This is a genomic window from Dolichospermum circinale AWQC131C (assembly GCF_000426905.1).
In the GTDB taxonomy this organism is placed as follows: Bacteria; Cyanobacteriota; Cyanobacteriia; order Cyanobacteriales; family Nostocaceae; genus Dolichospermum; species Dolichospermum circinale.
The window spans coordinates 1-2,871 of sequence record NZ_APIY01000428.1 but is presented as its reverse complement, the minus strand read 5'-3'; the positions used below and the strand labels follow the sequence as shown (position 1 = coordinate 2,871).

Sequence of the window (2,871 nt, the reverse complement as noted above, 5' to 3'; positions counted from 1 at the left end):
GAGAAATATGCGGTAAAATAGCTTATCGGTCTTCATGCTTATTTACATTTTACTACATGAGCGATCGCAAGGTACTGCTGCAAGCATCTCGCATAAGCACTGCTGAGAGGGGTTTAAGATTAGCCTAAGGTGCAGCACTGACGCGATCGCTTTTCACCAAACTTCCGTACTCAAGCAATTTTCGTGTTATACTAAACACGGGTGAGATTTAAACTTTTACCATGATAGTGAAAGTGGTTTCTAGTATAGATCCCTCCCGTTCTATTTACTCTGTTATTAGTTTAACACTTTCTTGCTTAACCAAAAATGACCGACCCTAACTGGTCCGATGTGTAGAAAAATCCTGCGTGGAATTATGACACGCCACCTCTCAAAATCTGTATATTCTGAAACAATTAATGATGCTTTCTCGAAAGTCTTATGCCATTGTTTTTCTGATAAAAAACAAACTCCACATCCTGCCGTATTAGCGCCCATTTTTTTCACTAGATGGGCAAGAGTTTTGTTAGACGTAAGATAGAATATAAGATAACTCGGTAAATTCTTGAAAAAAATACCATCATATATATTTTCAAAAACAGAAATATAACCAATACTTGATAGTAAAGTACCTGCATTAACAAGCACTTCAATTTGGGTTTTTCTCGTTTCTGTATAAGAATCTTTCACAAAATGATGAAGTGTCCAATTAAAGAAAATCAAATCGTACTTGCAATTCACAAGAATTTCTGTTAAATTTTCTACAGAACCCAAAATGATTTTTTTTCTTGCGTCGGTCTTATTTAAAGATAAAATAAGCTCACTATTATCTAATATAGTTACAGTTGACAAAGGATATGTTTCTAATATTAGGTCGGCAAATTTTCCATTCCCACCACCAATGTCAAGAACAGAAAAGTTATTTTGGGGAAAAGATTTATTAATTAGATTTTGAATTGTTCTCCATTGAGAATCATTAACATATTCTCTATCAAATTTCTCTATTGATTGGTTAATTTGCGAATTTTATTATTATTCATGTCTTACTCCCATGTTTTAGTAAACAACTCAGAATCTTTGATTATAGTATTGGGGGATCGTTTTAGATAGCAAAGCTTTGATAACATCAGATTATCATATTAGGAGGTCAAAAGCGATTGCTACTATTGTCCTTGGTAGTCAAGGGATTGTGGTTACACCTCTTGCTGTACCTTTTTTTGTGATTAAATTCCATAAATTAGCTCATTGTGGATAAAATAGATCTAAATTTAGTGGTCAGTGTATCACCATAAATGACTAAAAACCCATTTGATCAATTTTCCAAACAGTTATTTGCAGAATTTCTATCCTCCTTGGGTGAGGTGCGAATAAATTATGAAATACCTGGAGAACCCAGATTTGTTGATATTTGGTTTACACCATCTACTCAACAGCATCAGTCAGAAAATTTCGGTATTTTAAATAAAATTGCTGTAACCAGTTGTTTATTAGAACCCTTTCGCAAGCAACCAACAGAAAGAGAAATCCGCAGTTGTTTAGCCAAACTATTCCACCTAGAAGCAGATTTACAACGTCAAGCCAAACGAGATAAAAAAAGTATTCCTGACCATGAACTACCAAGATTGTGGATTATTGCTACTTCTTGTTCTGATAAACTGCTGAATAAATTTATGGCCAGTGAGGATGAAAACTGGCTACCGGGTATTTACTTTCCGTCACCATTACTGCTGACTGGAGTAATTGTGATTGATAAGTTAGCGAATACTCCAGAAACTCTCTGGTTGAGGATTTTAGGTAAAGGAATAATTCAACAAGCTGCAATTAATGAAGTAATTGCTTTACCCGAAGATGATAAAAAACGCTATACTATTTTAAAGTTGTTAGGGACTTGGAAGATTACTATGGAAATAAGCAATGAGATTGATGTTGAAGATAGGGAGTTAATAATGAATTTAACACCAGCTTATTTAGAGTGGGAACGGATAACGGAGCTTCGTGGTTTAGAGCGCGGTAAGGAAATAGGCAAGGAAATAGGTAAGGAGATAGGCAAGGAAATAGGTAAGGAGATAGGCAAGGAACAGGAAAGACGGCAAATAGTAGAAAACCTGCTTTTAGCGCGATTTGGCTTTATAGACGAGCAATTAGCGGCAGTTGTTCAGCCTGTATTAAATTTAACACCTCACGAATATACTACCTTGCTGTTGCAGTTGTCTAGTTTATCTCGTGAGCAGTTGTTAGCCCGATTTCAATAGATTTCGGAGGGAGAAATCAGTTTCCTGCCTGGATCAAGTTAAAATCCTTATTCAATTCAGCAAGGTCGATTATCACTTCAGATTCTCCTGGGTACTTAACCAAGTATCTAGGTCTGTGGGGTTGATAAAATCAAGGAGGACTTCTCCTAATGCTTCCAGCATGGGAACGGATAAAGTGCGAATTTGGGTTTCTTGATTTGGGGTCATTACTCCAAAACGATGTTTTAACTGACGGATAATCAGTTTTGCTTTCCCTTCCTGCTCACCTTCCTGTCTACCTTTTTGCTCACCTTCCTGTCTACCTAATTGGAAAACATCTCGATAAAAACGGGTTTGAGTAATATCAGCGGTTTTTAGGTCTAACATTTTTAATATTTCCTCCAAACTCAGGTTAGGGAATTTGTTTACCAGTATAGCTTCAACTAAATCAAGTTTTTGTCTAAATTCTGCTTGACCTTTACTACTTTCTAGTAGGTTTTGAGCGGCTTGAACGGTTTTTGTTTTCGGGAGGATAATCAGTTGCAGTAATGCTAAATTGGGACTGAGGGGATTTTGATGTAGCAGGTCTTGTAAGTAGAGTCTTTGGACTTGTTTATCTAACTGGAATTGGTAAGGGATTTCTGAACCCAGGTCATGACGA

3 protein-coding genes and 1 pseudogene are annotated in these 2,871 nt (G+C 36.3%); 2 read left to right on the top strand and 2 right to left on the bottom strand.

The window, feature by feature from the left end; all coding sequences use genetic code 11:
* Positions 1-276 precede the first annotated feature (276 nt).
* On the bottom strand, positions 277-882 hold the full coding sequence (locus ACIR131C_RS21410; protein WP_269208794.1) for a methyltransferase domain-containing protein: 606 nt from the start codon (positions 880-882) through the stop codon (positions 277-279).
* A 214-nt stretch (positions 883-1,096) separates the two neighbouring features.
* Here ACIR131C_RS21410 and ACIR131C_RS26430 point away from each other — a divergent pair.
* Positions 1,097-1,192 (top strand): annotated as a pseudogene (locus tag ACIR131C_RS26430) (YdcF family protein); the annotation flags it as partial.
* Positions 1,193-1,271: 79 nt separating this feature from the next.
* Complete coding sequence (locus ACIR131C_RS0100725) at positions 1,272-2,231, top strand: RpnC/YadD family protein (RefSeq protein WP_028088692.1); 960 nt, start codon at positions 1,272-1,274, stop codon at positions 2,229-2,231.
* Positions 2,232-2,303: 72 nt separating this feature from the next.
* Here the strand turns inward: ACIR131C_RS0100725 and ACIR131C_RS0100720 are convergent.
* Positions 2,304-2,871: DUF4351 domain-containing protein (locus tag ACIR131C_RS0100720; protein WP_028088691.1), on the bottom strand; the 568-nt coding region annotated here is incomplete at its 5' end.